The following is a 24,954-nucleotide window of genomic DNA, read 5'->3' as shown; positions in this document are numbered from 1 at the left end:
CCGGCACCGGTCCGAACTCGGGCCCGGACGCAGGCCCGGACTCAGCTCCGCACTCAGGCCCGGACGCCGACGCGGCGCCCGCGCCCCGGCGGGTCACCGCGCGCCGCGCCCGGACCCGGCGGCGGATGCTCGACGCCGCGCTGGAGGTCTTCGCCGAGGAGGGCTTCGGCCGCTCCACCGTGGAGCAGGTCTGCGAGCGGGCCGGCTACACCCGGGGCGCCTTCTACTCCAACTTCTCCTCCCTCGACGAGCTGTTCCTCGCCATGTGGGAGGAGCGCTCGCAGCGGATGCTCGCCGATGTGCGCGAGGCGCTGGCCACCGCCTCGTCCGCCGCCCCCGAGGAGACGATCCGGGCGGCGGTCGCGGCCATCCCCGTCGACGACGCCTGGTACCGGGTGACCGCCGAGTTCACCGCGCACGCCCTGCGCAACCGATCGCTGCGCCGGGTGATGGCCGCGCGGGAGCAGGCGATCCTCGACACCATCCTGCCGGTCGTGGTCGACGCCCTCGCCCGCACCGGCCGTCGCGTCCCGGACGAGGCCGCGCTCGGCCAGGCCCTGGTCGCCGTGCACGACGGCACCTCGGTGCAGGTCCTGCTGGAACCCGGGAGCGAGGTCCCCCGCCTGCGGCGCGAGGCGCTCTTCGAGGCCGTACTGAACGCGTACAGCACCCCGATCACCGAGGAGGCACTGTGAGCAGCGAGGACGCCGACGTCATCGTCGTGGGCGCGGGACTGGCCGGGCTGGTCGCCGTATACGAGCTGACCCGCGCCGGGAAGCGTGTGGTCGTGGTCGACCAGGAGAACGAGGCCAACCTCGGCGGCCAGGCCTTCTGGTCGCTGGGCGGGCTGTTCCTGGTCGACAGCCCCGAGCAGCGCCGCATGGGCATCAGGGACTCCGCCGAGCTCGCCCTCGCCGACTGGCTCGGCTCGGCCGGCTTCGACCGGGAGCGCGAGGACCACTGGCCGCGCCGCTGGGCCGAGGCGTACGTCGACTTCGCCGCCGGGGAGAAGCGGGACTATCTGCACCGGCTGGGGCTGCGCGTGATGCCCACCGTCGGCTGGGCCGAGCGCGGGGCGGGCGCGGCCTCGGGGCACGGCAACTCGGTGCCCCGCTTCCACATCACCTGGGGCACCGGCCCCGAGGTGGTGCGCGTGTTCAGGGAGCCGGTCCTCGCGGCGGCGGCCCGCGGGCTGGTCACCTTCCGGCACCGGCACCGGGTGGACGGCCTGATCGTCGAGAACGGCGCCGCGGTCGGCGTGCGCGGCACCGTGCTGGAGCCCGCCGCCGAGCCGCGCGGCGTCGCCTCCTCCCGTACGCCGGCGGGCGGGTTCGAGCTGCGCGCGCAGGCCGTGGTCGTGACCTCCGGCGGGATCGGCGGCAACCAGGAACTGGTCCGGAAGAACTGGCCCGCGGACCGCCTCGGCACACCCCCGGCCTCGATGATCACCGGTGTGCCGGCGTACGTCGACGGCCGGATGCTGGAGATCACCGAGGACGCGGGCGGCTCGATCGTCAACCGCGACCGGATGTGGCACTACACCGAGGGCGTCCGCAACTGGGACCCTATCTGGCCCGACCACGCCATCCGGATCATCCCCGGCCCCTCCTCCCTCTGGCTGGACGCGACCGGCCGGCGGCTTCCGGTGCCGCTCTACCCGGGCCACGACACCCTGGCGACCCTGAAGCACATCACCGCCACCGGGTACGACTACTCGTGGTTCGTGCTCACCCGGGAGATCGTGGAGAAGGAGTTCGCGCTCTCCGGCTCCGAACAGAACCCGGACGTCACGGGCAAGGACCTGAAGCTGGTCCTGTCCCGGGCGAAGAAGGGCGCGCCCGCCCCGGTGCAGGCCTTCCTCGACAGGGGTGAGGACTTCGTGGTGCGGCGCACGCTCAGGGAACTGGTCGACGGGATGAACGCCATCGCCCCCGGCCCGGAGCTGGACCACGCGCAGGTCGAGCGGGAGATCACGGCCCGCGACCGCGAGGTCGGCAACGCCTACTCCAAGGACTTCCAGCTGATGTCGATCGCCAACGCCCGCGCGTACTGGCCCGACAAGCTCACCCGCGTCGCCAAGCCGCACCGGCTGCTCGACCCGGCGCACGGGCCGCTGATCGCCGTCCGGCTTCACCTGCTGACCCGCAAGACCCTCGGCGGCCTGGAGACCACCCTGAACTCGCAGGTGGTCCGCCCCGACGGCGAACCCTTCGAGGGGCTGTACGCGGCGGGGGAGGTGGCCGGCTTCGGCGGCGGCGGCGTGCACGGTTACAACGCGCTGGAGGGGACCTTCCTCGGCGGCTGCATCTTCTCCGGCCGGGCCGCGGGCCGGGCCCTCGCGAGGAGGCTCGGATGAGCCTTCCCGCACAGGGACCGGGAACCGCCCTGGTCACCGGGGCCTCCTCCGGCATCGGCGCGGCCGTCGCCGCCGCCCTGGTCGCCCGCGGCTACCGGGTCCACGGCACCAGCCGACGGCCCGAGGCGGTCACCGACCGGATCCCCGGGGTGGAGTACCTGGCCCTCGACCTGACCGACGAGGCGTCGATCGAGGCGTGCGCGGCGGCGGCCGGGGAGGTGGACGTCCTCGTCAACAACGCGGGCGAGAGCCAGAACGGGCCGCTGGAGGAACTGCCGCTGGAGGCCCTGGAACGGCTGTTCCGGCTGAACGTCTTCGGCGCGGTCCGCCTCACCCAGCTCCTGCTCCCCGGCATGCGGGCCCGCCGCCGCGGCCGGGTGGTCATGGTCGGCTCCATGCTGGCCAGCTTCCCGCTCGCGTACCGCTCCTCGTACGTCGCCTCCAAGGCCGCGCTCCGGGGCTTCGCCACCTCCCTGCGGCGCGAGGTCTCCCCGTACGGCATCGGGGTGACGACGGTGGAGCCCGGTGCGATCAGCACCGGTATCAGCGAGCGCCGCACCGAGTACATCGCCGAGGACTCCCCCTACCTCGACGAGTACCGCACCATGCTCGAAGCGCTCAACGCCAACGAGGCGAAGGGGACCCCGCCCGGCCGGGTGGCCGCCACCGTCCTCCGGGCGATCGAGTCCGCGCGCCCCCGCCCCCTCTACGCGGTCGGCAGCAACGCGCCCCTCGCCTTCGCCCTCCGCCGGGTGATGCCCCGCTCGGCCGTGGAACGGATGACGGCCCGCCGGCACGGCCTGCGCTGACAGCGGGGGCCGGGGTCCGGGCCGGAACCGGTCGGGAACAAGCTCCGGCGCGTCGTCGAGACGGCGCCCCCGGGCGAACGGGCCGCGGCGGCGGAGGCGTACCGCTCGGCGGCTGCGGGCACCCTGAGCACCCCCGAGGCGCGCTGTCTGCGGATGCGGGCGGCCGGATTGAGCGCCTGAAGGCGACGGCCCGTCACCCGCGCCGCCGCCCGGCCAGGCCCGCCACGCTGGCGGGGCCCGCACCCCGGGGTGATCATCGAGGGCATGGACGCCACGATTCACCTCGCCCAGCAGCCCGAGGCCGACGAGCTGCTCGGCCGCAGCGCCCTCGCCGCCCTCGTCGGCATGCTGCTCGACCAGCAGATCCCCATGGAGTGGGCGTTCACCGGCCCGTACACCGTGGCGCAGCGGCTCGGCACCGACGACCTCGACGCCGCGCAGATCGCCGACTACGACCCGGACGCGTTCGGCGAACTGCTCCGGCGGAAGCCCGCCGTGCACCGCTACCCCGCCTCCATGGCCAAGCGGGTGCAGGAGCTGTGCCGCCACCTCGTCGACGAGTACGACGGCGACGCGAGCGCGGTGTGGCGGGACGTGTCCACCGGCCGGGAACTCCTGGCCCGGCTGAAGGCCCTGCCCGGCTTCGGCGAACAGAAGGCGCAGATCTTCCTCGCCCTGCTGGGCAAGCAGTACGGCGTGACGCCCGAGGGCTGGCGCGAGGCGGCCGGCGCGTACGGCGAGAAGGACTCCTACCGCTCGGCGGCGGACATCACCGGACCGGAGTCGCTGGCCCGGGTGCGTGCGTACAAGCAGGAGAAGAAGGCCGCGGCGAAGGCGGCGAAGGGGCGCCCGAAAAAGGAGAGTTAGCGCCCGAACGGTCCTCTTCGGCCAGGTCCCGGGGACGGGCGCCGCCACGGCGAAGTCCTCCGGCCGATGGGCCCTCCGCGCCGGACGAAGATCTCGTCCGGCTGTCAATGACATGAAATACGCCGCCAGTTGTGGCACAAGTGTTCACAGAACCCCCCGGAGATCGCTAGCTTCCTCAGGACCCTCGTTCGCATCGGGAAGGACCTCTGTGAACGCATCCCATCGCAGAGCCGTGGCCGCCGTGGCCGCAGCCGCACTCGCGACCCCGCTCCTGCTGGCATCCGCCTCCCCTTCCGCCGCACACCGCCACCAGCCCGCCGACCGGGCGGCCAAGGACGCGGCGAAGCTGGCCAGGAAGCTGGTCGCCAGGGCGTCCGCCGACGACGCCTTCAAGCACCTGGAGAAGTTCCAGCAGATAGCCGACTCCACCGGCGGCCACCGCGCCGCCGGCTCGCTCGGGCACGACGCCTCGGCCGCGTACGTGTACCAGCAGATGAAGAAGTACGGATACGACGTCTCGTACCAGAAGTTCGAGTTCATGTACACCGAGACGCTGGCCGAGAAGCTGTCCGTCACCTCGCCCGCGCCGCGCGACATCGACATCAAGGCGATGACCTACACCAAGTCCACCCCGGTGGGCGGGCTGAAGGCGCAGCTCGCCGCCGTGCCGGTGGACGACACCACCGGCTGCGAGGCCGGCGACTACGCCTCGGGGACGTTCACCGGCAAGATCGCGCTGATCAAGCGCGGTGGCTGCACCTTCGCCGAGAAGCAGGCCGCCGCCGCCACCGCGGGCGCGGTCGGCGCGATCGTCTACAACAACACCGAGGGAGTGCTCTCCGGCACCCTCGGGGACGCCGCCGCCGGCAAGATCCCCACGGGCGGCCTCACCCGGGCCGAGGGCGAGAAGCTCGCCGCCGACCTGGCGAAGGGCCCGGTCGAGGTCTCCTTCGAGATCCGCCAGCTCCAGCAGAAGCGCACCACCAACAACGTGATCGCCGAGACCCGCCGCGGCAACGCGGCCAACACCGTGGTCCTCGGCGCCCACCTGGACTCGGTCACCGAGGGCCCCGGCATCAACGACAACGGCTCCGGCTCGGCCGGTCTGCTGGAGGTCGCCGAGGAGCTGGCCAAGAAGGAGAAGCGCCCCGCCAACAAGGTGCGCTTCGCCTGGTGGTCCGCGGAGGAGAACGGCCTGCTCGGCTCCGAGCACTACGTCGCCAACCTCTCCTCGCTGGGCAAGAAGGAGATCAAGCTCTATCTGAACTTCGACATGATCGCCTCGCCCAACTACGGGATCTTCGTCTACGACGGCGACGACTCCGACGGCGTCGGCGCGGGCCCCGGCCCGGCCGGTTCCGCGCAGCTGGAGCGGGACATCAACGAGTACCTCGACCGCCGGGGCATCCCGCACGAGGGCACCGACTTCACCGGCCGCTCGGACTACGGCCCGTTCATCGAGGTCGGCATCCCGTCCGGCGGCACCTTCACCGGCGCCGAGGGCATCAAGACCGAGGCCCAGGCGAAGAAGTTCGGCGGCACGGCGGGCGTCGCGTACGACCCGAACTACCACGCGGCCGGCGACGACCTGCGCAACATCAACAAGAAGGCGCTCGGGATCAACCTGGGCATCATCGCCAACGCCGTGGGCACCTACGCGCACGACATCAGCTCGCTCCGCAAGCCCGTCACCTCCGTCCCCACGGACGGCGACGCGGGCAGCGGCGGCGGTCTGCACGACGGTCACGACCACGAGGTGACCGAGTAACACCCACCCGGGCCCGTACGGGCCCGGGCAGGCGCGCCGCCGGCGGTCACCGCCGGCGGCGCGCCGTTCCGAACAGCGAGCGCGTGATCTCCCGGCCGAGCTCCTGGACGGCGGGCAGCTCCAGCACGGACACCGGGCCGCGCCCGTCGGGGGCGGCGCGCAGCAGGTCCGCGGTGTCGAACTCCGGCTCGCCGAAGAAGCCGGACGCCCCCTGCTGCTCGAAGGCGGTGATCGAGCGCGGGATCACCCCGGCGGTCGCGGGGCCCAGTCCTGGCCGACCTGGCCGCCCCGCTCCCGGACCTTCTCACCGTCCCGGCCGGGCGCGGACACCCCGGAGAGGTCGCCCTTGACGTCGGCGAGGAAGACCGGGACGCCGTGGGCGGAGAGCTGCTCGGCGATCAGCTGGAGGGTCTTGGTCTTGCCGGTGCCGGTGGCGCCCGCGACGAGTCCGTGGCGGTAGAGGACCGGCAGCGGGATGCGGACCGGGGCCCCGGGCAGGCACCCGCCGTCCCACAGGAGCGCGCCCAGTTCGAGGGCGGGACCGTCGAAGGCATAGCCGGCGGCGATCCCCGCGGCGGGTCCGGTGAGCCCGGCCCGTACAGCCGGTTCCCCGCCCGTTTCCCCGTCCGACCCCCGCGGCGCAGGCTCCTCGGCTGTCATGCCGGACCCCGTTTTCTCCGCTTCGCCCCCTTTTCAGCAGGATGGCACTCGCCTCTCCTGGCTGCGCCCGGAGCCTCTTGGCCGGTAGGCTTTCCGTGTGATCTTCAAGCGCATCGGCAACGGGCGGCCCTACCCCGAGCACGGCCGGGAAAGCACCCGGCAGTGGGCGGACGTCGCGCCGCGCCCGGTCCGCCTCGATCAGCTCGTGACCACCAAGGGACAGCTGGACCTGGAAACGCTGCTCGCCGAGGACTCGACCTTCTACGGCGACCTCTTCGCGCATGTCGTGAAGTGGCAGGGCGACCTCTACCTGGAGGACGGCCTGCACCGCGCGGTACGGGCCGCGCTGCAGCAGCGCCAGGTGCTCCACGCCCGGGTGCTCGAACTCGGCTGACCCCTTACGGGTGAATGGTTCCCGGCGTGCCCGGGGCCGCCCCCGGGCATGTCCGGCGGCACCCCGGCCGGGCCGCCGCTGATCCTTTCGAGTCTGTTCACCACCGGACGGACGCAGTGAGCTGATCGTTTAGTAGGCATGGCGTCCGGTGCGCACTACGCTGCGCCCATGAGCATGCTCACTCCCCCCGGCATGGGCGGAAAGTACCGCATCACGGGCGACAGATACCCGCGGATGCGACGCCCCCGGAACCGCCGCAGGATCGTCTTCGCGGCACTCGCCGCCGTGGTCGCGCTCGGCCTCGCCGGCTGGGGCACGACACAGCTCGTCCACGCGTTCACCGGCGGCGAGGGCGGCAAGACCTCGGCCACCGCCAAGAGCCGCGAGTGCAAGCCCGCGCCCACCCCCTCCGCCGCGCCGCCCCCGCCGAAGCCCGGGGCCGTCACGGTGAACGTCTACAACGCGACCCCGCGCAGCGGGCTCGCCAAGGCCACCGCCGACGAGCTGAAGAAACGTGGCTTCAGGATCGGAAAGGTCGGCAACGCGACCCCCGAGTACGACAAGAAGGTCCCCGGCACCGCCGTCCTCCTCGGCGGCAGCGCGGCGCAGGAGGGCCCCTTCCGGGTGCTCGGCACCCAGCTCATGGGCACCCAGCTCAAGACCGACGCCCGCAAGAGCGCCGACATCGACCTGATCATCGGCACCGCGTACAAGTCCCTCTCGGCGAAGAAGGACGCGGACACCGCCCTGGCCGCTCTGACCAGGCCCGCGCCCGCGCCCTCCGGTAAGTGCTGAGGACGGGCCCGCGGCCTGCGCCGCGGGCTCCGCTGTGCCGCTACTCGGCGGCCCCGTACATGCGGTCGCCCGCGTCGCCGAGGCCCGGGACGATGTAGCCGTTCTCGTTGAGCCGCTCGTCGACCGAGGCGGTGACCACGGTCACCGGGGTTCCGGCCAGCTCGCGCTCCATGACCTCGACGCCCTCCGGGGCGGCGAGCAGCACGACCGCGGTGACATCGTCCGCGCCGCGCTTGATCAGCTCCCGGATCGCGGCGACCAGGGTGCCGCCCGTCGCGAGCATCGGGTCGAGGACGTAGACCTGGCGGCCCGAGAGGTCCTCGGGCATCCGGGTCGCGTAGGTCGACGCCTCCAGCGTCTCCTCGTTGCGGATCATGCCGAGGAAGCCCACCTCGGCCGTCGGCAGCAGCCGCACCATGCCGTCCAGCATGCCGAGTCCGGCGCGCAGGATCGGGACCACCAGGGGGCGGGGGTGGGACAGCTTGACGCCGGTCGTGCCCGTCACCGGCGTCTCGATGTCGACCTGCTCGGTGCGCACGTCCCGGGTGGCCTCGTACGCGAGCAGGGTGACCAGCTCGTCGGCGAGGCGCCGGAAGGTGGGGGAGTCGGTGCGCCGGTCGCGCAGTGTGGTGAGTTTGTGCGCCACCAGCGGGTGGTCGACGACATGGATCCGCATGGGCCCCACAGTAGCCCGCGCTCGCATCAACCCGGGTGCCGGAGGGAAGGTGGTGGGGTACCCCGGCCGTGTGACCGGGGCGGACGCGGCATTCGTGGGGTGGTGAGACCGATGGCTCAGTCCGAGGCGGCGGGCGAGGAGCAGCCCGAGTCCGACGCGGAACGCCGCAGGCGACGCGCCCAGTTCCTGCGCGAGCTGAACGAGGCCAAGGCGCTGCGCGACCGCGTCCAGCCCCGGCGGGCCCGGGCCGCCCGGATGCGCCAGCAGATGCGGATGCGCACGTTCCGCTGGTGACCGGGCGCCGTCCGGCGGCTCCCGTACCGTGCCCCCGTCGGAGCGGTCCGGCAGAACTGATGGCCGACGCAACGACGGAAGACCTCTCGCGAAGCGGTTGTTTCTGCCACGATGCCGATTGGGCGGGGCACGACGCAGCGCTTCGCCGGTCGTCACACCTCTGATCAGTGGGAGAGTCACGGTGTACTTCGCCGCACTGCTCGCGCGCACTCACGACGGGTGGCAAGCGAGCGACACAGAGCTCGACGATGTGGAGACCCTGTCGGATCTGACCGACCTGGCCCGGGACGCCTCGGTGGACGAGGACACGGTGCTCGTCTTCATCGAACAGGAGGACGCCTGGTTCGGCGTCATCCGGATCGAGGGCGAGGAGGACCCTCGTATCTACGTCTCGGACGCGGCCGCGGCCGCACGCTCCTCCTACGGGGAGATCCTCACCAACGAACTGCTCGGCGGGGACGACGATCCCGCCGACGCCCTCGACGCACTGGACCTGGACGGCACCGAGGACGGCGAGCCGGAGGAGGCCGACGCGGACGGCGACGCCGCACGCGACGAGTCGGTGCCGGCCGGCCCGGTGGGCGACCACACGATCCTCGCGGACCTCGGGCTCGGCGAGAAGGAGTTGCTGACCCTGGAGACGGAGGCCCTGCCCGAGATCGCCGAGGCCATCGGCGCGGGCGAGATCCTGGAGACCGTCCGCTGACGTCCCCGCGATGACCGAACCGACCCTTCCCGAACCCATCGCCCCCGACCCCACCGCTCCCAAACCCCCTGCGGATCCGCACCCCGGCAGGGACGACCCGCGCGCCGCACCGGATCCGGGCGCCGCGCGCCACGGTGACACCGAACCGCCCGCCGCCGCGCGCCACCGTGACGCCGAACCGCCCGCCACGGACGCGCTGGTGCGCGCCCCGTGGGAGGCGGCCATGCGGGCTGCCCTCGACGAGGCCGCGCGGGCGGCCGAGGGCGGGGACGTGCCGGTCGGCGCCCTCGTCCTCGGCCCCGACGGCACGGTCCTCGCCACCGGGCACAACGAGCGCGAGGCCACCGGCGACCCGACCGCGCATGCCGAGGTGGTGGCCGTGCGCCGGGCCGCCGCACGGCTCGGCGAGTGGCGGCTGACGGGCTGCACGCTCGTCGTCACTTTGGAGCCCTGCACGATGTGCGCCGGCGCGCTCCAGCAGTCCCGGCTGGACCGGGTGGTCTACGGCGCGCGCGACGAGAAGGCGGGCGCGGCGGGCTCCCTCTGGGACCTGCTGCGGGACCGCCGCCTCAACCACCGACCGGAAGTGATCGCCGGAGTGCTGGAGGACGTCTGCTCCGCCCAGCTCACCCGCTTCTTCCGGGAACGTCCGGCGGGCCCCTGACCTGCTCCTTCCCGGGGCGGCGGGGCCGGCTGGCGCGTCGTGTGCGCCCGCGCGGGCAAACCGATTTCAGAGCACGGCCCGGTGTGGGCTAGGATCTCTCCCGGTAGCGTGTCCGAGCGGCCGAAGGAGCTCGCCTCGAAAGCGAGTGTGGCGTAACCCGTCACCGTGGGTTCAAATCCCACCGCTACCGCTCTTGTCGCAGGGCCCCGGTGCATCGCACCGGGGCCCTGTGCGTTGGGCCCCGCGTTTGCCCTGCGCGTTGGCCCTGCGCGACGGCCGGCAACTGCTCCGGTCCTGGCCGGAAACGGCCGGCGGGGGCTCGGCTAGACTCCGCGACGCACGGACCGGGGCAGGGGCAGGGGCAGCAGGGGAGACAGCGGACGATGGCTCAAGCGAAGAAGATCGCCCTCTACATAGTCACCGTCTTCGTCCTGTACACGATCATCACCTCCCCCGACAAGGCCGCCGAGCTGGTCCAGGTAGGGTTCGAGGGCATTTCGGACGCCGCTCAGGGCGTCGGACAGTTCATGACCGAACTCGTCAACTAGCCCTCCGCCCAGCCCGCCCCCCGGGAGCGCCGCATGATCCGCCATCTGGTCCTGTTCAAGCTGAACGACGGCGTCGAGCGGGACGAGCCCCGCGTCCTCGCCGGCGAGCGGGCGTTCCGGGAACTCGACGGCCTCGTGCCCGAGCTGGAGTTCTGGGAGTGCGCCTGGAACATCACCGACCGGCCGATCGCCTACGACTTCGCCATCAACTCGGCCGTGGCCGACGCCGACGCGCTGAAGCGCTACATCGAGCACCCGGCCCACCAGGCGGCCGCCGCGCAGTGGCGCGAGTTCGCCACTTGGGTGATCGCCGACTACGAGTTCTGAGCCCCGGCCCCCCGCGACCCCCCGCCGGATCCGGCGGGGGGTCGTCGCGTTCCCGCCGCCCGGCCCGTCCTCGCCTCTCCCGGACCGGGCGCGACGCGTCAACACTGTGCGTCAACACGGCGTTATCAGGTGCTTGCACACAGTGGACATGTCTTGTGATGCTATGACCGCTTTTGACGGATGAGTTGACTGAATCGACCCTGAACCGACCGCAAAGGGGTGGCGTGAACGTGCCTGCCAGTACTGCGCCTCAAGTGCCGCCCCAGAACGAGCGGACGGACGGGGCACCCGCCCCCGGCGGTCCCCCGGCAGGCGCCGCAGCCACCACCGCCACCGTCCCCACCCGGCAGCAGAGCCGGGGCGCCGACACCCGGGCGCTGACCCAGGTGCTCTTCGCCCGGCTGAAGACGCTGGAGCCCGGCACCCCGGAGCACAGCCGGGTGCGCGCCGCCCTCATCGAGGCGAACCTCCCTCTCGTCCGGTACGCGGCCGCCCGCTTCCGCAGCCGCAACGAGCCCATGGAGGACGTGGTCCAGGTCGGCACCATCGGTCTGATCAACGCGATCGACCGCTTCGACCCGGACCGGGGCGTGCAGTTCCCCACCTTCGCGATGCCGACCGTCGTCGGCGAGATCAAGCGCTACTTCCGGGACAACGTGCGCACCGTGCACGTCCCGCGCCGGCTGCACGAGCTGTGGGTACAGGTCAACGGCGCGACCGAGGACCTGACGACGGCTCACGGGCGTTCGCCGACCACGGCCGAGATCGCGGAGCGGCTGAGGATCGGCGAGGACGAGGTCCTCGCCTGCATCGAGGCGGGCCGCTCGTACCACGCCACCTCGCTGGAGGCGGCTCAGGAGGGCGACGGCATGCCCGGCCTTCTCGACCGGCTCGGCTACGAGGACCCGGCCCTCGCCGGCGTCGAACACCGCGACCTGGTACGGCATCTGCTCGTCCAGCTGCCCGAGCGCGAACAGCGGATCCTGATGCTGCGCTACTACAGCAACTTGACGCAGTCTCAGATCAGTCAGGAACTCGGCGTCTCGCAGATGCATGTGTCAAGGCTTCTGGCGCGCAGCTTCGCTCGACTGCGATCCGCAAACAGGATCGAAGCGTAAGCAGAACGGGTACACCCCTTCTGGGTGAACCTGAGGCGTCCTGGGGCCTCATAACCCCCTGTTTCCTGGGCATTTCCACCCGTCGGTTGTCGACAAGTCACTACAGCGTGTTGCCGACATGTGACATTCTGCCGGAAGCGCGTTTGCCGCGGCCCCACCGCCGGTATTCAGGTGGAGGCTGCGTTCCTCAGTCGGTCGCGGCCACCGCGACCGTCCGCGACCTCAAGGGGGTGGCATGTCCGCAGAACAGGGCAGCTCGAAGGTGCTCACGCGTGCGCCGGGCGTTCCCGCGCCGGCCACCGCACCCGAGTCCCCGGCGCCCGGCGCCCCGGAAGCCATCGACACCCGCACCCTCTCCCGTTCCCTGTTCCTGCGGCTGCGCGCGCTGGACACCGAGGGAGCGGCCGACGACAGCCCGGAGCGCACCTATGTGCGCGACACCCTCATCGAGTTGAACCTCCCCCTCGTGCGGTACGCGGCGGCCCGTTTCCGCAGCCGCAACGAGCCCATGGAGGACATCGTCCAGGTCGGCACGATCGGTCTGATCAAGGCGATCGACCGCTTCGACTGCGAACGCGGCGTGGAGTTCCCGACGTTCGCGATGCCGACGGTCGTCGGCGAGATCAAGCGCTTCTTCCGGGACACCTCGTGGTCGGTGCGGGTGCCGCGCCGGCTCCAGGAGCTGCGGCTCGCCCTCACCAAGGCCGGCGACGAGCTCTCACAGAAGCTGGACCGCTCACCGACCGTCCCCGAACTGGCCGCCGTGCTGGGCGTGTCGGAGGAGGACGTGGTCGACGGCCTCGCGGTGGGCAACGCCTACACCGCCTCGTCCCTGGACTCCCCGTCCCCCGAGGACGACGGCGGCGAGGGCTCCCTGGCCGACCGGCTGGGGTACGAGGACAGTGCGCTGGAGGGCGTGGAGTACCGCGAGTCACTGAAGCCGCTGCTGGCCAAACTCCCGCCCAGGGAGCGGCAGATCATCATGCTGCGCTTCTTCGCCAACATGACGCAGTCCCAGATCGGCGAAGAGGTGGGCATCTCCCAGATGCATGTCTCGCGTCTGCTGACGCGCACCCTCGCCCAGCTCCGCGAGGGTCTGATCGCGGACTGACGGTCCGCCTGGACGCGTACGCCGGGCGGCGGGTACGGACACCTGGTCCGCACCCGCCGCCCGGCGGCATGTCAGCCGAGGGCCAGCCAGGCCACCGCGCCGAGGATCAGGACGGCGGCGATCACGCCGGCGATCAGACCGGTGCGGGGGCCGGAGGACGGGGAGCCGGCCGCCGGAGTGGCGGCGCGGCCCTGCGGAGCGCCCTCGTCGACGAACGCGCGGAACATCTGCGTGCTGCCCGCGGGGTCGTGGTTGCCCTCGGGGCCCTGGCCTTGGGGAGCATGGGGGTTGTGTGCCATGGGGCAGGACCCTAGCGAACGGCGCTCCGCCGCCCAACCCCGGGCACGGGCCCGCCCGCGGCCGGCCGGGCGGAGCGGCCGGGGGCCGTACGCTCCGTGCCCGTCCGCACTCATGACGTCGGCGTGACTGCGCCCATGCGCAGCCTTTTGCCTTCCTTTACCCGTTCAGGGGCTTTTTAGTTTGCCTGTAACAACCAACCGCTTCTATCGTTGCCCTAAGCAACAAGCTACGGAGGGGCCATGGCCGAGCGGAGTCAGTACGAGGAACTGGCCCGGCAGATCAGCGCCGTCGGAGCCGTCAGGCGCAGCCTCGCGCGGCTCCTGCCCGCCGAGTGCCCGCCCGGATCGGCCGCCGTCCTCTCCCTGGTCGGCCGGTACGGCGAGATGCGGCTCGGCCGCCTCGCCGAGCTGCTCGCCGTCGACATGTCGGTGACCAGCCGGCACGTGGCCCACGTCGTGGACCGCGGCTGGCTGGAGCGGCAGCCCGACCCGGACGACCGGCGCTCACGCATCCTCCGGCTGACCCCGGAGGGCGAGGCCCTCCTCGACGACCTCGGCCGGCGCAGCGCGGACCTGTTCGCCCACCACCTCGGGGACTGGACCGACGACGAGGTCGGACAGCTCAACGCGCTGCTGGCCCGGCTGAGGGGGTCGCTCGGAGACTGCCGGGCCCACGCCGCCCAGGTACCCGCAGCGCCCGCACAGACCGCACCACCCACGCCACCCGCACCGCCCGCACGACCCGCACCGCCCGCACAGACCACGACCACGTAAAGGAAGCCCATGGCTACGACCACACCGTCCGGTGTGCGGGCCGGCCACGCCAGGCACGCGGGAGCGCCCGCTCCCGAGGCCGGCGCGCCGATGACGCACCGGCAGATCATGGAGGCGCTGTCCGGGCTGCTGCTCGGCATGTTCGTCGCGATCCTCTCGTCGACGATCGTGTCCAACGCCCTGCCCGAGATCATCAGCGACCTCGGCGGCGGACAGAGCGCATACACCTGGGTGGTGACCGCCTCGCTGCTGGCGATGACCGCGACCACCCCCCTCTGGGGCAAGCTCGCGGACCTCTTCTCCAAGAAGCTGCTGGTCCAGATAGCCCTGCTGATCTACGTCCTGGGGTCGGTCGTCGCCGGGCTCTCCCAGAGCTCCGGCATGCTCATCGCCTGCCGGGTCGTCCAGGGCATCGGCGTCGGCGGGCTCTCCGCCCTCGCGCAGATCGTGATGGCCGCGATGATCTCCCCGCGCGAGCGGGGCCGCTACAGCGGCTACCTCGGCGCCACCTTCGCGGTCGCGACCGTCGGCGGCCCGCTGCTCGGCGGTGTCATCACCGACACCGGCTGGCTCGGCTGGCGCTGGTGCTTCTACGTGGGGGTGCCGTTCGCCGTCATCGCCCTGATCGTGCTCCAGAAGACCCTGAAGCTGCCGGTGGTGAAGCGGCGGGTCAAGGTCGACTGGACGGGCGCGTTCCTGATCAGCGCCGCCGTCTCGCTGCTGCTGGTCTGGGTGACCTTCGCAGGCGACAAGTACGACTGGCTGTCCTGGCAGACCGGGGCGATGGTCGGCGGGTCGGTGGTGCTCGGGCTGCTGTTCGTCCTCGTCGAGTCCCGGGCGAGCGACCCGATCATCCCGCTGCGGCTGTTCCGCAACCGGACGATCACCCTCGCCTCGCTCGCCTCCCTCTTCGTCGGTGTCGCGATGTTCGCGGGGACCGTCTTCTTCAGCCAGTACTTCCAGCTGGCGCGCGGTGAGTCGCCGACCATGTCCGGGGTGCTGACCATACCGATGATCGCGGGCCTCTTCGTGTCCTCGACCGTCTCGGGCCAGGTCATCACCCGTACCGGGCGCTGGAAGGCGTGGCTGGTCAGCGGCGGTGTGCTCGTCACGGCGGGCCTGGGGCTGCTCGGGACCATCCGCTACGACACGGCGTACTGGCATGTGGCCGTCTACATGGCGGTCATGGGGCTCGGCATCGGCATGATGATGCAGAACCTGGTGCTCTGCACGCAGAACCAGGTCCCGCCGCAGGACCTCGGCGCGGCCAGCTCCGTCGTCACCTTCTTCCGCTCCCTGGGCGGCGCGATGGGCGTCTCGGCGCTCGGCGCGATCCTGGGCACCAAGGTCACCGACTACGTCAAGGAGGGGCTCGGCAAGCTGGGTCCGGACGCGGCGGCCCTCGGGCACGGCGGCACCGGCGGCGGGGGCATCCCCGACCTGGACGCCCTGCCGGAGCCGGTCCGCCTGGTGATGGAGAACGCGTACGGGCACGGGATCGGCGACGTGTTCCTGTACTCGGCGCCGTTCGCGCTGCTGGCGCTGGTGCTGACGCTGTTCGTCAAGGAAGTCGCGCTGAAGACGCTCGATGCGGGGACGGGTGCGGGGGCGGGCGACGGGTCCGGTGCCGACGGCAGGGATTCCGGTCCGGGCTCGGACGCGGTCTCGTCCTGATCGCCTCCGCCGACGGCTTCCAGCCGCAGGCGTCCCACGGTGGTCGTGGGCGAGGAGCCGCTCTCCACGGTCATCGCCGCCGGCTACCGCCGGTCGCCGTGGCGTTCACCGTGGGCGGCCCCGGCGCGGACGGCCACGACGTCGAACTCGCCCACCCGGACGAGTGGTCGGGCCGTCGAGCGGCCGGAAGACCTCCGGGCGGCCGCCCGCCCGTAGCGGAGCGGGCGGCCGGACCGGCGGAACGGGCCCCGGAGCGGGGCGGCGGGCAGGGGACGGCCCGCCCCCGCCCGGGGCCCGGCAGCAAGGGCCCGGACAGCCCACGGGGAGTCCGGGCCGGACGGGAAACGGGATCGGGAACATGGCACTTCACCGCGAGCGGGCGGGCGGACCTGGGGACGGTGGTGCTCGCGCGGCAGGACGGCACCGGACTGCCGCCGCCCGGCGCCTGGACGCTGGACCCCGCACACTCCTCCGTCGGGGCCGTCGCCCGGCACCTGGGGATCTCCAGCGTGCGGGGCGCCGCCGGGCCCGACCGGTGGGCCGTGCGCGGGAAGCTGTCCCTGCGCGGGACGGTGCGCCCCGTCGACCTCGATCTGGCGTATCCGGGCACCGGGCCGGACCATGGGGAGGGACACGGGCCGCCTTCCGGGCCACCGCCGAACTGCGGCGCGCGGACTTCGCGATGACGTACAACCAGGTGGTGGGGGCGGGCATCGACGCGATCGGCACCACGCTGCGGGTGGAACTGGACATCCAGGCCGGCCGGGGGGACCGCCTTCCGTAGCCGGGCCGGGCGCGGCGCGCGGGGCCCCGGACCGGGCCTCTCGGGCGAGGCCGCGCGGGGGCCGGGGCTCAGCCCCGGGAGCGCGCCACCATCGCCTCGATCCCCGCCACCAGCAGATCCAGCGCGAAGCCGAAGTCCCGCTCCCGCATCTCCTCCACCGTCTGGCCCGCCCGCGCCTCCATCAACTCCGTCGCGTATCCGAAGGACTCGGCGACGTCCGGCCGTTCGCCGATGCTGCCCATCGCCCGCCGGAAGTACGCGTCCTGGCTGAGCCCGGCCTCCTGGCAGCGCTGCACGAAGTGGCCCTCGATGGTGCCGAAGCCGTAGACGAACTGGAAGACCGCGGAGACCCCGCCCATCTGCCCCTGGAGGGGCAGACCCGTGCTGCGCATGACGTCCTGCACGGCGTGCGAGAAGGCCATCGAGTGCGGCCCGATGTTGAGGTACGTGCCGATGAGCCCCGGGACCCAGGGGTGACGCACCAGCAGCCCGCGGTAGGCGGTGGCCAGCGCGCGCAGCCGCTCCCGCCAGTCGCGGGCGGGCTCGGCCATGACCTCGTCCACGGGCAGCGGGAAGGTGCCGAAGACCGAGTCGAGGGCGAGTTCCAGCAGGTCGTCCTTGGTGTCGACGTACCAGTAGAGGGACATCGCGGTGACGTTCAGCTCGGACGCCAGCTTGCGCATGGAGAACCGGCCCGCGCCCTCCGCGTCCAGCAGCCGGACCGCCGCCTCGATGATCTTCTCTCGGTCGAGGCCGTCGGGCTGGCCCGACCTGCGCCCGCGCTCCGCCTTGTCGTCGAGCCACACGCTGGTCTTGACGGGGCCCGACGCGCGGTCGGCGGATCGTGCCATCCCGCATCCTCCTCGTTGATCACGGTCCTGCGGGGTCCTGCGGGGGGTGCTGGGGCCTCCCGGTTCCGGCCGGGGCCGGGCAGGCGGGTGGCCCGTCCGGGCCGATGCTATTTGGCCGGGGGCGCCGACGGCGTGGCGGCGGGCGCCTTCGCCGGCGGGCCGGCCTGGGTGACGGCGGCCGGGTCGGCGCGCCCGGCCCGGTGCAGCAGAGCGGCCGCCAGCAGGCCGCCCGCGAGGACGGCCGCCGCGCCGACGAGCTGACTGGTCGCCAGGCCGTCGGCGAACGCGTCCGCGATCCGGGCCCGTTCACCCGCTCCGTCGGCCGCCGCGAGGGCGGCCGGCAGCGAGGCGGCACCCACGACGGCCGGGGCCAGGGCGGCGAACCGGGAGTTGAGGACCGCGCCGAGGACAGCGACGCCCAGACCGTTGCCGAACTCGGCCAGGGTGCCGTTGATCCCGGCGCCCACGCCCGCCTTCGCCGGCGGGATCGCGCTCATGATCGCGTTCGCCATCGCGGGCATGGACAGGGCCACGCCCGCGCCCATCACGACGAGCCCGGCGAACATGCCCCCGTAGCCGTCCCGGCCGAGGACCGCGATGGCGGTGAGACCGGCGGCGACCAGGGTCATGCCGGTGGCGATGGCGAGCGGGGTGCCGGCCTTCGTCACGAACCGCGCTCCGAGGCCGGTGAGGTTGACCGCGACGACGGTGAGCGCCAGCGGAGCCGTGCGCAGACCGGCGTCCAGCGGCGCGTAGCCCAGCACGAACTGGAGGTGCTGGGTCAGCAGGAAGAGCGACCCGGCCATGCCGAAGGCCACCAGGATCACGCCCGCCACCGCGCCGACGAAGCGCTGGTTGCGGAAGAAGTGCATGTCAAGCATCGGGTGGGGGACGCGCAGCTCCCAGAGGACGAAGAGCCCGAGGACCAGGACGCCGAGCGCGGCGGCCCCGAGCACCCGCCCGGACGTCCAGCCGTGCTCGGGGCCGGAGATGATCGCGAAGACGGCGGAGGTCATACCCATCGTGGAGAGCAGCGCGCCGAGCAGGTCGGGACGCTCGCCCTGAGGGTTCCTGCTCTCGGGGACCAGCGCCACGACGGCGATGAGGCCGAGCGCCACCACGGGGATGTTGATCAGGAAGATCGCGCCCCACCAGAAGTGCTCCAGCATGAACCCGCCGAGCAGCGGCCCGGAGGCGAAGCCGAGGGAGTTGACGGTCGACCAGATGCCGATCGCCTTGACCCGCTCGGTGTCGTCGAAGATCAGGACCACCACGGCGAGGGTCGTGGTCATCAGCAGCGCGCCGCCGACGCCCATCCCGGCACGGGCGGCGATCAACTGGCCCGAGGTCTGCGCGAGTCCGGCCGCGAGCGAGCCGATGCCGAACAGCGCGAGACCGGCGACCAGCATCTTCTTGCGCCCGTAGCGGTCGGCCGCGTTGCCCGCGGTGAGCAGCAGGCCCGACTGGACGAGCGCGTAGGCGTTGATCATCCACTGGACGTCGGCGGTGGAGGCGTCGAGCTCCCGGGTGAGGGAGGGGATGGCGACGGACAGGACGGTGTTGTCCAGCAGCACGACGAGCTGGGCGAGGCAGATGACGCCGAGGATCAGCCAGCGCTGGGAGTGACCGGTGAGGGAGGCGCGCCTCTCGACGCGGTTCCCGGCGGGCGTCGCCGTCATCGGCGGGGCTCCTTGTACGGTGTAGAGGGGGCGTTCCTCTACACCGTACAAGTACTCCCTTACGGCGTACAACGGATTGTCCGGGCCGCGGACCGGCGGGGGAGAGAGGGAGACGTTGAGACCTCGTCGGAAGAGCGACGCACGACCGGTGCGGACGGCCCCCGGACGGACCCCCTGACGGACCGCGGCGCGACCTTCCCCTGCGGCTTCCCGGCCACCGCCGCCGACCGTGCCCACGGGCGCGCCGGCCGCCGCCGCCCACCGCGGGGCGGAGCCCGGCCGACCGCCCCGGTCTCCTACTCGGCGGGCCGGATCAGGTACCCGGCACCGCGCCGGGTGTGGATCATCGAGGAGCGGCCCGCGTCGATCTTCCGCCGCAAATAGGAGATGTAGAGCTCGACGACGTTGGCGTGGCCGCCGAAGTCGTAGCTCCACACCCGGTCCAGGATCTGCGCCTTGCTGAGCACCCGGCGCGGGTTGCGCATGAGATAGCGCAGCAGCTCGAACTCGGTCGCCGTGAGGTGGACGAAGTCCCCGCCGCGCGTCACCTCGTGGCTGTCCTCGTCCAGCGTGAGGTCGCCGACCACCAGCAGGGACTCGCTGCGCACGGCCGCGGCCCGGGACCGCCGGATCAGCCCGCGCAGCCGGGCCACGACCTCCTCCACGGAGAACGGCTTGGCCACATGGTCGTCCCCGCCGGCCGTCAGCCCCGCGATACGGTCCTCGGCGGCGTCCCGCGCGGTGAGGAAGAGCACCGGCACGTCCGGCAGGTCGCGGCGGAGCCGGGCGAGGACGGTGAGGCCGTCCATGTCGGGCAGCATCACATCGATCACCACCGCGTCGGGCCGGAACTCGCGCGCCGAGCGCACCGCGTCCCGGCCGTCCTCGGCGCCGCGCACCTCCCACCCCTCGTAGCGCAGGGCCATCGACAGCAGTTCGCCGATCGGCGCCTCGTCGTCGACCACGAGCACCCGGACGGGGCTGCCGTCGGGCCTGAGCAGTTCGGTGCGCCCCTGGGGCGTGGTCACGGTCATACCGTCACACTCGCGGGCGGTCCTGAGAGGGGCCTTGTCCGAACCTGTGAATTCCCTGAGAAAGCCGCCCCGCCCGCCGCGCCCCGCCCGGGCCCGGGGTACGCCCCGGCCGGTACCGGGCCGGGCCCTCAGCCGCCCGCGCCCAGCAGCCTCGCCCCGTTGGTGTGGCACACCGCCCGCAACCAGTCGTCCCCCAGCTCCAGCCGCTCCAGCGCCTCGAGCTGGTGCAGGTACGGGTAGGGGATGTTGGGGAAGTCCGTGCCCAGCACCACCCGGTCACCGAGGTCCGCCAGCCGCCCGCGCTCCTCCTTCGGGAAGGGCGCCAGCGCCTCGCTGAAGTCCGTGAACGCCACGGTCGTGTCCAGGTGCACGTCCGCGTACCGCTCCGCGAGGCCAAGGAAGTCGGCGTACTCCGGCATGCCCATGTGCGCGATCACCAGCCGAAGCCGGGGGTGGCGGGCCAGCAGCCGGGCGATCGGCTCCGGGCCGGTGTGCCGCCCCGGCGCGGGGCCCGAACCGCAGTGGATCACCACGGGTGCGCCGGCCTCGGCGAGCAGCCCCCACGCCGGGTCGAGGAGCGGGTCCGTGGGATCGTAACCGCCCACCTGGACATGGGACTTGAACACCCGTGCCCCGCCCTCGACGGCCTCGCGCACGTACCCGGCCACGCCCTCCTCCGGGAACAGGGTCGCGGTACGGGCGCAGTCGGGGGTGCGGGCGGCGAACTCCTCGGCCCACGCGTTGAGCCAGACGGCCATCCCCGGCTTGTGCGGATAGATCATCGAGGTGAACGTCCGGACCCCGAACCCCCGCAGCAGCGCGACCCGTTCGTCCTCCTCGTGCCGGTAGGTGATCGGCCACTCCATGCCGGTCATCGGGCCGACGGCGTCGAAGTACGCCCACACCTTCCGCAGCACGCGCTCGGGCATGAAGTGGGTATGGACGTCGACGAGCCCGGGGAGCCCGAGCCGCGTCCAGAACTCCCTTACCCGGAGTGCCTCTTCGGCGCCGGGCGCGCCACTTCCGATGTGCGCCTCCGGCTCAGTCCCACCCGGCATCCGCGCCCCTCCTGCTCTCCGTCGCCTGCGCCGCCCGCCCTGCCCTGCCCGCACCGGCTGCTCCTCCCGGCGTCCGCTGCCGGCGGTACCGATCCTGGCCCCGGCACGACGTCAGAACAACCCGCCCTGCTCCCCGGGGACGGGCCGCTCGACTTCCGTGACGGGGACCCCGACGCCCGCCCCGGGCGGTGCGCCCGCCTCCCCTCCCCCTCCCGGTCCGGTGGCCGTGAGCGCCCACCCGGTCATCAGCCGGGTGTCCAGGATCACGATCCGGCCCCCCGACCGGGCGTCGTCCGACCCGTCGCCGGGCGTGCGCAGATGGAGGTCCGGCCCGGCCACGGCGACCAGCCGCCCGGCGACGACACCCCCGTCGACCAGCTCGCGCACCACGGCGCCGGGCGCCGGCAGCCCGTCGAGACCGAACAGCTCCGCGTGGTCCACGACCCGGCACTCCAGCGGCTCCAGCGCCTCCGCCCAGCCGCCGAGGGCAAGGGCCCGCCCGTGCAGCCGGACCACCTCCCCGGCCCGCTCGCCGACGGGCGGCAGTGCGGAACGCAGCACCCGCTTGCGCGCGTAGGGGACGCGGTCGGGGACACCGAGGGCCGCCCGCAGCAACTCCTCCGTCCGGCGCGCGGCCATCAACGGGCCCCGGCCCAGCCACGCGTACGCCAAGGCCCCCTGCTCACGCAGCCGGGCCCCGCCGCGCTCCTCGGCGGTGATGCCGACCTTGACCGTGCCGGGCCCGAACCAGGCCAGATAGACCCGGTACGGCCGGGGGTCGTCGGGCACCCCGTCCGCGGCCACGGAGAACGCCCGGTCGAGCCGGGCGCACTCGGCACACCGGGCCTGCGTCGCCCGCGCCGGCACGACTGCCCGCACCGGACACGCGTGCCCCCGCGCCCCGACACACCGCCGCTCCCCCTCGGCCCGGAACCCGATCTCCCGTCCCAGCGCCAGCGAACTCGTCCGCCCGCCCTCCCACCGCAACAGCGCGGGCCCCACCGCCTCGGGCCACCCGACCCCACCGCACCGCCACACCACGGCGCCCACCTCCTCCACCGCCCCCCATCCTGCCCCCGCCCGGGACGACTCACGACGAGGTCCGCCACCCCCTCGCCCCGACGTGGCCGGCCCCACCCCACACCCGCCCGAACAGGCCGGGCAGCGGCCCGGCTGCCGTCACAGCCGACCCCCGGCACCCTCCCGGTGGCCCGGGCTGCCCCGACCCGCCGACGAAACGCAAGAGGCCCCCGGATCATCTCCGGGGGCCTCTCAGCTGTGTGCACTCGGCAGGATTCGAACCTGCAACCTTCTGATCCGTAGCTATATGCGGATGGGTCGTTGCCGGTCGTACAGGTCACACCTGAGCTGCTGAGGACCATGCTCGGGCACCCCTGGACGCGCTGGTTGCTGTGCATCGCTGCTGTACACCGCCACTGCCAGACCCTCTGACAGGCAAGGGTGCTGTCCCCGTCAGTGCCAGTAGGTACGCTTGCGAACCATGCGCAAACCCTCTTCCGGTCAGCCAGCAGGCCTCGATGCTTGGGACGAGACACGATCCCTCGCTACACACGCCGGCCCTGACTTCGCTCTGTACGTCGGCGACTCCCTCGACTGCCTGGCGAAGCTTCCGGACGAGTCGATCAACACGGTGGTTACCTCGCCCCCGTACTGGGCTGTACGTGACTACGAACACGACGAGCAGCTCGGCTTGGAGGACGAGGTAGACGACTATGTGGAGCGTCTGGTGAAGATCTTTCGCGAGGTCCACCGCGTACTTGCCACTGACGGTAGCGCATGGCTGAACATTGGCGATTCTTACTTCAACAAGCAGATCACGGTCGGCGGGAAACCACCGCGCACAGGCTGGAAGCGTAATAAGCAGCTTTCCCTGGTGCCTTTTCGGGTTGCCCTAGCCTTGCAGGATGACGGGTGGTGGATTAGGAACGTCGCAGTTTGGCACAAGCCGAATGCGATGCCTGCTAGTGTTCGCGATCGTCTGACAGTTACCTGGGAACCAGTATTCCTCCTCACTAAGTCAGAGCGTTACTACTTCAACCTGGATGAGATTCGCGTCCCGCATCAGACCAGTGACGCCATCGAACGCCGCCGCGCGGAATCAGGCACTGTAACTGGAAAGGCGCAGGGAAAGAAAGAGCTACGCAAGTGGCTTAACTCTCCGCGCCATCGCGCCACCATCGAGGGTATAAAGGAAGTCGAACGCCGACCCAACGCGCCGGCCGCTGTAGAACTTGCATCCTACTTGCGCACAGCACTGAAGGAAAAGAAACGCTCCATCGCTTGGGTGGCCGAGCAACTCGATCTTCCTTTCGAGCGTACCCGACATTACTTCCGCACGGATGAAATTGGCTCGCGTCTGCCTCCGCCTGAAGTATGGGAGCAACTGAAGGATCTTCTAGAGCTCGACGCTACGTATGACGAAGCCATGACCGTGGAAGTAGGAGACAACGTCTTCCGGAACCACCCCAACGGGAAGAACCCCGGCGACCTACTGAGCATCCCGACAGCTCCCAGCGGTGCAAACCATTTCGCTGTTATGCCCAGAAAGCTCGCCCACTTCGCGTTGAAAGCCACACTTCCCGTGAACGGTTCATGCCTTGACCCGTTCATGGGAAGTGGCACTACTGGCAGAGTGGTACGCGAACTGGGCGGGCGTTTCATCGGAGTAGATGTGAACGAGCACTACATGACGGACTATCTAGTTGAATCTGGAGTCATCTCTCCAGAAACAGAAACTCTTTGGTGACTTCATGCCCGGCGTCATTCACATCACGCCAACGAGGCTGCGTGTATTCACTGTCAGCGGAGTAGTGAAGTTCTTGCAAGCGCCAAGGGCATGCCTCCTTGAGACGGTCAAAGTAAACGCGGATCCGCGCCACCTCGCCTCGCGCCGGCGAATGCTTCCCCGCCCCGAAGAATGAAGTATCCGGATCGGGGTTGTAGCGCTGCTTCAACCGCGCATGCGGGAGGCTTAGGGCATAGATCGACTTCAACTCACGGTAACGCCCTTCTACGTCCTTCAACTCCTTGTAATAAAAGTGAACAAAAATGGACGTGGTTACGGCGGGAAGAAGCCCATCATTCGCCGATTGCAACATGAGGTGTGGGATGACCCCGGCTTCCATAGTGACCACTTCACCGGAACTGGTATTGCGAAATTCCGCGTCCATTGGAAGTTGAGATCGCTGGAGAGTGTCACGATTCTTCTCCGTAGACGCTTTGGCATCTACTAGAAGCACCTGCGGGAGGAGACCATGCGGAGAGGGAAGCCAGCGAACCCTCTTATAATCGATAAAGCCGGCAAACCTCCTGTTGATTGGGTAGGTTTCCGCAACCTCCAGCGCGTACTGAGTTATGTCCTCGGCGAGCACGATAACTTCGCCACTAGAGTCAGCTGCAGTAGTTTCAAAGATGGACTTTGCCTCCTTCGAATACTGCTGCAAGGCTTGAACAATTGTTCGTAGCGTCTGCTTCTCTACACTTTCGAGCTCGTCGAGGGAGAGTTCCCTGTAGTCCTGGTGCATGTGGCCCCCCACCAGCCAGGAGCGATGTCCACGACACCGCCCGATGATCGCTAAGTGGGGACCTAGCTTATGACGCTTGTTACCTTCTGAACCGTCACTCCCGCGGATCACCGAGCGAACCACAGGGGTAAGTCAACGTTCATCCGCTTTTTGCGCGTATGCG

At 71.3% G+C, this 24,954-nt stretch carries 24 protein-coding genes, 1 tRNA gene and 3 pseudogenes; 19 read left to right on the top strand and 9 right to left on the bottom strand.

Features of this window, described 5'->3' with window-relative positions; all coding sequences use genetic code 11:
* The first annotated feature begins 125 nt into the window (after positions 1–125).
* The 5 genes from C593_RS28870 to C593_RS0105040 all read left to right on the top strand — a co-directional run bounded on the left by C593_RS28870 (position 126) and on the right by C593_RS0105040 (position 5,800).
* Positions 126–695, top strand: coding sequence for a TetR/AcrR family transcriptional regulator (locus C593_RS28870; protein WP_106434563.1), 570 nt, complete (start codon positions 126–128; stop codon positions 693–695).
* Complete coding sequence (locus C593_RS0105055; protein WP_018846220.1) at positions 692–2,356, top strand: FAD-binding dehydrogenase; 1,665 nt, start codon at positions 692–694, stop codon at positions 2,354–2,356. The genes C593_RS28870 and C593_RS0105055 overlap by 4 nt, the downstream gene beginning before the upstream one ends.
* A complete protein-coding gene (locus tag C593_RS0105050; protein WP_018846219.1) occupies positions 2,353–3,165 on the top strand; it encodes an SDR family NAD(P)-dependent oxidoreductase in 813 nt (270 codons plus the stop codon). Before C593_RS0105055 ends, C593_RS0105050 begins: the two co-directional genes overlap by 4 nt.
* Before the next feature lie 264 nt (positions 3,166–3,429).
* Entirely contained in the window at positions 3,430–4,032 is a 603-nt protein-coding gene (locus C593_RS0105045) for an HhH-GPD-type base excision DNA repair protein (RefSeq protein ID WP_020610228.1), read from the top strand.
* Between the two features lie 232 nt (positions 4,033–4,264).
* Positions 4,265–5,800 carry a M28 family metallopeptidase gene (locus C593_RS0105040; RefSeq protein ID WP_018846217.1) on the top strand — a complete coding sequence of 512 codons (1,536 nt, stop codon included), beginning with the start codon at positions 4,265–4,267 and terminating at the stop codon, positions 5,798–5,800.
* Positions 5,801–5,900: 100 nt separating this feature from the next.
* On the opposite strand, the pseudogene C593_RS0105030 reads toward C593_RS0105040, so the two are convergent.
* A pseudogene (locus C593_RS0105030) lies at positions 5,901–6,460 on the bottom strand (helicase HerA-like domain-containing protein); the annotation flags it as partial.
* Between the two features lie 97 nt (positions 6,461–6,557).
* On the opposite strand from C593_RS0105030, the gene C593_RS0105025 reads away from it, so the two are divergent.
* Together C593_RS0105025 and C593_RS0105020 are read left to right on the top strand one after the other, a co-directional pair.
* Positions 6,558–6,854, top strand: a complete 297-nt coding sequence (locus C593_RS0105025; protein WP_018846216.1) for a type II toxin-antitoxin system VapB family antitoxin — start codon at positions 6,558–6,560, stop codon at positions 6,852–6,854.
* Positions 6,855–7,022: 168 nt separating this feature from the next.
* Positions 7,023–7,649, top strand: a complete 627-nt coding sequence (locus tag C593_RS0105020; protein WP_486591073.1) for a LytR C-terminal domain-containing protein — start codon at positions 7,023–7,025, stop codon at positions 7,647–7,649.
* Between the two features lie 40 nt (positions 7,650–7,689).
* On the opposite strand, the gene upp is transcribed toward C593_RS0105020, so the two are convergent.
* Complete coding sequence (gene upp / locus C593_RS0105015) at positions 7,690–8,325, bottom strand: uracil phosphoribosyltransferase (RefSeq protein ID WP_018846214.1); 636 nt, start codon at positions 8,323–8,325, stop codon at positions 7,690–7,692.
* A 111-nt stretch (positions 8,326–8,436) separates the two neighbouring features.
* Here upp and C593_RS0105010 point away from each other — a divergent pair, with 111 nt between their 5' ends.
* The 8 genes from C593_RS0105010 to C593_RS0104975 all read left to right on the top strand — a co-directional run bounded on the left by C593_RS0105010 (position 8,437) and on the right by C593_RS0104975 (position 13,093).
* A complete protein-coding gene (locus tag C593_RS0105010; protein WP_018846213.1) occupies positions 8,437–8,619 on the top strand; it encodes a hypothetical protein in 183 nt (60 codons plus the stop codon).
* A gap of 181 nt (positions 8,620–8,800) precedes the next feature.
* A complete protein-coding gene (locus C593_RS0105005) occupies positions 8,801–9,325 on the top strand; it encodes a tRNA adenosine deaminase-associated protein (RefSeq protein ID WP_018846212.1) in 525 nt (174 codons plus the stop codon).
* A gap of 223 nt (positions 9,326–9,548) precedes the next feature.
* Positions 9,549–9,989 (top strand): tRNA adenosine(34) deaminase TadA, encoded by a 441-nt coding sequence (tadA, locus tag C593_RS0105000; RefSeq protein ID WP_026277363.1) that lies wholly within the window; start codon positions 9,549–9,551, stop codon positions 9,987–9,989.
* A gap of 102 nt (positions 9,990–10,091) precedes the next feature.
* A tRNA-Ser gene (locus C593_RS0104995) sits at positions 10,092–10,179 on the top strand.
* Between the two features lie 193 nt (positions 10,180–10,372).
* A complete protein-coding gene (locus C593_RS33255) occupies positions 10,373–10,537 on the top strand; it encodes a hypothetical protein (RefSeq protein WP_018846210.1) in 165 nt (54 codons plus the stop codon).
* Positions 10,538–10,570: 33 nt separating this feature from the next.
* Positions 10,571–10,864: a Dabb family protein gene (locus C593_RS0104985; protein ID WP_018846209.1), complete on the top strand. Its 294-nt coding sequence runs from the start codon at positions 10,571–10,573 to the stop codon at positions 10,862–10,864.
* Positions 10,865–11,094: 230 nt separating this feature from the next.
* Positions 11,095–11,982 carry an RNA polymerase sigma factor SigF gene (locus tag C593_RS0104980; RefSeq protein WP_026277362.1) on the top strand — a complete coding sequence of 296 codons (888 nt, stop codon included), beginning with the start codon at positions 11,095–11,097 and terminating at the stop codon, positions 11,980–11,982.
* A 235-nt stretch (positions 11,983–12,217) separates the two neighbouring features.
* Positions 12,218–13,093 (top strand): RNA polymerase sigma factor SigF, encoded by an 876-nt coding sequence (locus C593_RS0104975; protein ID WP_018846207.1) that lies wholly within the window; start codon positions 12,218–12,220, stop codon positions 13,091–13,093.
* Positions 13,094–13,164: 71 nt separating this feature from the next.
* Here C593_RS0104975 and C593_RS0104970 read toward each other — a convergent pair whose 3' ends face one another.
* On the bottom strand, positions 13,165–13,392 hold the full coding sequence (locus C593_RS0104970) for a hypothetical protein (RefSeq protein WP_018846206.1): 228 nt from the start codon (positions 13,390–13,392) through the stop codon (positions 13,165–13,167).
* A 240-nt stretch (positions 13,393–13,632) separates the two neighbouring features.
* Between C593_RS0104970 and C593_RS0104965 the strand changes: the two genes are divergently transcribed.
* The 3 genes and pseudogenes from C593_RS0104965 (at position 13,633) to C593_RS33590 (ending at position 16,624) form a co-directional block, all read left to right on the top strand.
* The gene (locus C593_RS0104965) at positions 13,633–14,166 is read left to right on the top strand and encodes a MarR family winged helix-turn-helix transcriptional regulator (protein ID WP_018846205.1); all 534 of its coding nucleotides are present in this window, start codon (positions 13,633–13,635) and stop codon (positions 14,164–14,166) included.
* 90 nt (positions 14,167–14,256) lie between these two features.
* A pseudogene (locus tag C593_RS0104960) lies at positions 14,257–15,786 on the top strand (MDR family MFS transporter); the annotation flags it as partial.
* A 152-nt stretch (positions 15,787–15,938) separates the two neighbouring features.
* A pseudogene (locus tag C593_RS33590) lies at positions 15,939–16,624 on the top strand (YceI family protein).
* Between the two features lie 68 nt (positions 16,625–16,692).
* Here C593_RS33590 and C593_RS0104945 read toward each other — a convergent pair.
* The 5 genes from C593_RS0104945 to C593_RS0104925 all read right to left on the bottom strand — a co-directional run bounded on the left by C593_RS0104945 (position 16,693) and on the right by C593_RS0104925 (position 22,287).
* Positions 16,693–17,475 carry a TetR/AcrR family transcriptional regulator gene (locus C593_RS0104945; RefSeq protein ID WP_018846203.1) on the bottom strand — a complete coding sequence of 261 codons (783 nt, stop codon included), beginning with the start codon at positions 17,473–17,475 and terminating at the stop codon, positions 16,693–16,695.
* A gap of 107 nt (positions 17,476–17,582) precedes the next feature.
* Entirely contained in the window at positions 17,583–19,154 is a 1,572-nt protein-coding gene (locus tag C593_RS0104940; RefSeq protein WP_018846202.1) for an MFS transporter, read from the bottom strand.
* A 296-nt stretch (positions 19,155–19,450) separates the two neighbouring features.
* Positions 19,451–20,188, bottom strand: a complete 738-nt coding sequence (locus C593_RS0104935; protein ID WP_018846201.1) for a response regulator transcription factor — start codon at positions 20,186–20,188, stop codon at positions 19,451–19,453.
* 128 nt (positions 20,189–20,316) lie between these two features.
* Positions 20,317–21,246 carry an amidohydrolase family protein gene (locus C593_RS0104930; protein ID WP_018846200.1) on the bottom strand — a complete coding sequence of 310 codons (930 nt, stop codon included), beginning with the start codon at positions 21,244–21,246 and terminating at the stop codon, positions 20,317–20,319.
* A 111-nt stretch (positions 21,247–21,357) separates the two neighbouring features.
* Entirely contained in the window at positions 21,358–22,287 is a 930-nt protein-coding gene (locus C593_RS0104925; RefSeq protein ID WP_037744826.1) for a DUF2797 domain-containing protein, read from the bottom strand.
* A 460-nt stretch (positions 22,288–22,747) separates the two neighbouring features.
* On the opposite strand from C593_RS0104925, the gene C593_RS31300 reads away from it, so the two are divergent.
* Positions 22,748–24,013: a DNA methyltransferase gene (locus C593_RS31300; protein WP_018846198.1), complete on the top strand. Its 1,266-nt coding sequence runs from the start codon at positions 22,748–22,750 to the stop codon at positions 24,011–24,013.
* Here the strand turns inward: C593_RS31300 and C593_RS32300 are convergent.
* Positions 23,982–24,791: an SfiI family type II restriction endonuclease gene (locus C593_RS32300; protein ID WP_106434545.1), complete on the bottom strand. Its 810-nt coding sequence runs from the start codon at positions 24,789–24,791 to the stop codon at positions 23,982–23,984. The genes C593_RS31300 and C593_RS32300 overlap by 32 nt on opposite strands.
* Between the last annotated feature and the right edge of the window lie 163 nt (positions 24,792–24,954).

The sequence above is a fragment of the Streptomyces sp. CNT372 genome (genome assembly GCF_000377145.1).
This window is presented reverse-complemented; position numbering and strand designations above follow the sequence as displayed.

What these genes read in the sequence shown, in the direction of transcription:
- C593_RS0105050 (WP_018846219.1), top strand. Translation starts at nt 2,353, where the DNA reads ATGAGCCTTCCCGCACAGGGACCGGGAACCGCCCTGGTCACCGGGGCC.
- C593_RS0104985 (WP_018846209.1), top strand. Translation starts at nt 10,571, where the DNA reads ATGATCCGCCATCTGGTCCTGTTCAAGCTGAACGACGGCGTCGAGCGG.
- C593_RS33255 (WP_018846210.1), top strand. Translation starts at nt 10,373, where the DNA reads ATGGCTCAAGCGAAGAAGATCGCCCTCTACATAGTCACCGTCTTCGTC.
- C593_RS32300 (WP_106434545.1), bottom strand. Translation starts at nt 24,791, where the DNA reads ATGCACCAGGACTACAGGGAACTCTCCCTCGACGAGCTCGAAAGTGTA.
- C593_RS0104945 (WP_018846203.1), bottom strand. Translation starts at nt 17,475, where the DNA reads ATGGCACGATCCGCCGACCGCGCGTCGGGCCCCGTCAAGACCAGCGTG.
- C593_RS0104975 (WP_018846207.1), top strand. Translation starts at nt 12,218, where the DNA reads ATGTCCGCAGAACAGGGCAGCTCGAAGGTGCTCACGCGTGCGCCGGGC.
- upp (WP_018846214.1), bottom strand. Translation starts at nt 8,325, where the DNA reads ATGCGGATCCATGTCGTCGACCACCCGCTGGTGGCGCACAAACTCACC.
- C593_RS0105010 (WP_018846213.1), top strand. Translation starts at nt 8,437, where the DNA reads ATGGCTCAGTCCGAGGCGGCGGGCGAGGAGCAGCCCGAGTCCGACGCG.
- tadA (WP_026277363.1), top strand. Translation starts at nt 9,549, where the DNA reads ATGCGGGCTGCCCTCGACGAGGCCGCGCGGGCGGCCGAGGGCGGGGAC.
- C593_RS28870 (WP_106434563.1), top strand. Translation starts at nt 126, where the DNA reads ATGCTCGACGCCGCGCTGGAGGTCTTCGCCGAGGAGGGCTTCGGCCGC.
- C593_RS0104970 (WP_018846206.1), bottom strand. Translation starts at nt 13,392, where the DNA reads ATGGCACACAACCCCCATGCTCCCCAAGGCCAGGGCCCCGAGGGCAAC.
- C593_RS0104940 (WP_018846202.1), bottom strand. Translation starts at nt 19,154, where the DNA reads ATGACGGCGACGCCCGCCGGGAACCGCGTCGAGAGGCGCGCCTCCCTC.
- C593_RS31300 (WP_018846198.1), top strand. Translation starts at nt 22,748, where the DNA reads ATGCGCAAACCCTCTTCCGGTCAGCCAGCAGGCCTCGATGCTTGGGAC.
- C593_RS0105045 (WP_020610228.1), top strand. Translation starts at nt 3,430, where the DNA reads ATGGACGCCACGATTCACCTCGCCCAGCAGCCCGAGGCCGACGAGCTG.
- C593_RS0105020 (WP_486591073.1), top strand. Translation starts at nt 7,023, where the DNA reads ATGAGCATGCTCACTCCCCCCGGCATGGGCGGAAAGTACCGCATCACG.
- C593_RS0104935 (WP_018846201.1), bottom strand. Translation starts at nt 20,188, where the DNA reads ATGACCGTGACCACGCCCCAGGGGCGCACCGAACTGCTCAGGCCCGAC.
- C593_RS0104930 (WP_018846200.1), bottom strand. Translation starts at nt 21,246, where the DNA reads ATGCCGGGTGGGACTGAGCCGGAGGCGCACATCGGAAGTGGCGCGCCC.
- C593_RS0104965 (WP_018846205.1), top strand. Translation starts at nt 13,633, where the DNA reads ATGGCCGAGCGGAGTCAGTACGAGGAACTGGCCCGGCAGATCAGCGCC.